At 72.4% G+C, this 2,926-nt stretch carries 2 protein-coding genes; both read left to right on the top strand.

The window, feature by feature from the left end:
• Nucleotides 1-1,615 (top strand): DUF5719 family protein (locus WEB03_RS03540; RefSeq protein ID WP_368069593.1); only part of this gene is annotated, 1,615 nt, incomplete at its 5' end.
• Nucleotides 1,616-1,746: 131 nt separating this feature from the next.
• A partial coding sequence (locus tag WEB03_RS03535; protein WP_368069592.1) for an RNA-guided endonuclease TnpB family protein occupies nt 1,747-2,926 on the top strand: 1,180 nt, incomplete at its 3' end.

Here is a 2,926-nt window from a genome sequence, read left to right as displayed (position 1 = left end):
CCTCACCGTCCTCCTCGTCGGCCTCGTCGACGTCCTCGTGGACCCGGTCGAGAGCTCGGTCGTCGTGCCGAGCGTCGATCCTGCGCTCGAAGCCGGGACCGAGGCCGTCTCCGGCCGATCGATCTGCGCTGTCGGCGACGCGCGCCCGGGGACCACGCTCGCCGTCGACGTCGCCCGTCCCGGCGTCGCCGGCGACGCCCCCGCGACCACCGAGGTCATCGGCTTCGAGGGGGGACGGGCCACGACGCTCGCGACCTCGCGGCTGTTCCCGGGGGCGGCGTCGCGAACGGCTCCCGACGCGGGTGCGTCCTCGGCCGTCGACGTGCGTTGGTCCGGCGGGCCGGCGGTCACCGCTCGCGCCTGGCGGCTCGACGGCGAGGAGGACCTGCCCGAGGGCACGGCAGCGGGTCCGTGCGTGCCTGGCACGGCCGCGACGAGCTGGACCATCCCCGGCCTGACCACGGCCGGAGGCGCCGAAGCGCGGCTGCGTCTGGCCAACCCGCACGGCAGCGGGGCGACGGTCGCGGTCGGTTTCCTCACCCCCGAGGGTCCCGACGACCCGACCCGGCTCCGCAACGTCAGCATCGCTCCGCGCGAGACGCTCGAGCTGGTCCTCAACGAGTACCTGCCCGAGCAGCCCGATCTGGCGGTCGTCGTCGAGGTCGCCTCCGGACGGGTCGCGGTGGAGGGCGTACAGCTCACGCGCAGCGCCATCGGCGGCGTCGACGGGGTCTCGTTGCTACAGCCCGCGACCGAGCCGTCGGAGGTCTGGACCGTCCCGTGGATCATCCAGGGCGAGGGCCGCAGCTCGTGGCTGTGGATCACCAACCGCACCGACCGGTCGGCACCCGTCGAGCTGACCTACCACACCCCCGACGGTGGCATCGTGCCCGAGCTGCTGTCCGAGGTGTCCGTGCCCCCGGGCACGGTCCGGCGGGTGGACCTGGCGGGCACGCTGCCGGAGGGGATCGACTCCGCGGCGCTGACGGCGCGGAGCGACGGGGTCCCCGTCACCATCTCCGGCGTCGCCCGGATCGAGGCGGAGGATCCCTCCGACACCGGGTTCGCGGTGCAGCTCGGCGCTGCGGCCAGCGACGGGACCTGGACGATCACCGGCAGCGGCGCCATCCGCAACACCGAGCAGCTGCGTCTGATCAACCCGGGCAGCGAACCGGTGACGATCGACGCCATCCTGTGGAACGGCTCGCAGGCCAGCCAGCCTCCCGAGCTCGCCGGCCTCGAGGTCGCCCCCGGCGCGCTCCTCACCGTGCCGCTCCAGGGACTGCTCGATGGGTCCCCGTCCTGGGCGCTGACGGTCCGTTCGGCGACGGGTGAGTTCGTCGCGGCGTCCCTCAGCAGCGGCGATCCCGACGGGGCTCGTCACCTCGTGTCGACCACGGGTGCGCCGTCGTCGTGGTGGACCACGCCACGCAGCCCGCTGCGTCGCCTGGCGCCGGGGACCGCGCAGCGGCTCGGGACCGAGCTCGGCATCGAACCGATCGATCCGCTCGCTCGGCCGGATCAGGACGGCACACCCGACCCGCCGACGGACCGCGGCGACGAGACCGAGGCGACCCCGCCGGCCGATCCAGACGAGGACGCCGGGGACAGCTGACCGTCTCAGGGCCAGCTTTGTTCGGCAGCCAGCGTTGCTGGATGCGGACAGCTGCCTTGTCGCACCCGTGCGGCACAGTGGTTCGGATGGCATGTGACGAGCGCCCAGGGACGGCCGCCGAGCGCGGTCACGTGACGCGTGCCGTCGAGGTCGTGTTGGACCCGTCACCGTCGCAGGAGCGGTGGCTGAAGTCGTACGCCGGGTCGATGCGTACCGCCTACAACTGGGCGGTCGAGGAGGCCGCCGCCAACATGCGGGTGCGCCGTGACGAGCGTGCGCGTGGTGTCCCCGAGGATGAGTTGACGCCGGCGCTGTCGTGGTCACGTGAGTCGTTGACCGCCCGGTGGCGTGAGGTGCGTGATGAAGTGCATCCGTGGTGGCGGGACGTGTCCATCCACGCGTTCCGGTCCGGGATCGACAACGCCGCCCTCGCGCTGAAGAACTTCTCCGAGTCACGGGCAGGGAAGCGTCGCGGACCTCGTGTTGGCTTCCCCCAGTGGAAGGGCCGCCACTCGCGGCAGGCGGTCACGTTCGTCGAACTCGCCGAGCACGTCGACCACCGCCACTGGATCCGGCCTGACACCCACGCCCACGTCCGGTTGATGCTGCCCCGCCGTGCCGGGGAGAACACGTGGGAGCGTCGTCACACCCGGCCACGTTCGGAGCAGGCTGCGGGCCGGGACCGGCGTGGTGAGGTCGCGTGGTTGCACACCCACCAGCCCGACGACGTCGAGGAGGTGTGGCAGTGGTGCGAGTCCGGCCGGGCGCAGGTCCAGGCGCTGACCATCAAGTACGAGGGCTGCCGGTGGAAGGCGGTCTTCCGTCTGCGGCTCCTCGACGGTTCGACCCGGCTCCGGCAGCCCGGTGAGCCGGTCAGGCAGCACGGCGGCAGCATCGGTGTGGACCTCGGGCTCACCCACCTCGTGACCCTCGACCGGCCGGTCCCCGGGCTGACCGACGAACACGGGCACGTCCCCAACCCACGCGTGCTCGACCAGCACCTGACCCGGCTCCGCCGGCTCGACCGTGCGATCGCCGGGTGCGAGAAGGACAGCAGGAACCGGGAGAAGCTGTTGCGCCGACGGGCGAAGCTGCACGGCAAGATCGCCGCGACCCGCAAGCTGTACCTGCACGAGCTGTCCCGGCGTTTAGCTGGTGGGTTCGACCTCGTCTGCATCGAGGATCTGAACGTCGCCGGGATGGCGGCCCGCAAGGGTCTTCGCAACGGCCGATCGGTGGCCGAAGCGTCGATGGCAGAGCTGGTCCGTCAGCTCGAGTACAAGACCGCCGACCGCGGCGCGGCCCTGGTCA

The organism is Nitriliruptor sp. (assembly GCF_040882075.1).
GTDB lineage: Bacteria > Actinomycetota > Nitriliruptoria > Nitriliruptorales > Nitriliruptoraceae > Nitriliruptor.
This window is presented reverse-complemented; position numbering and strand designations above follow the sequence as displayed.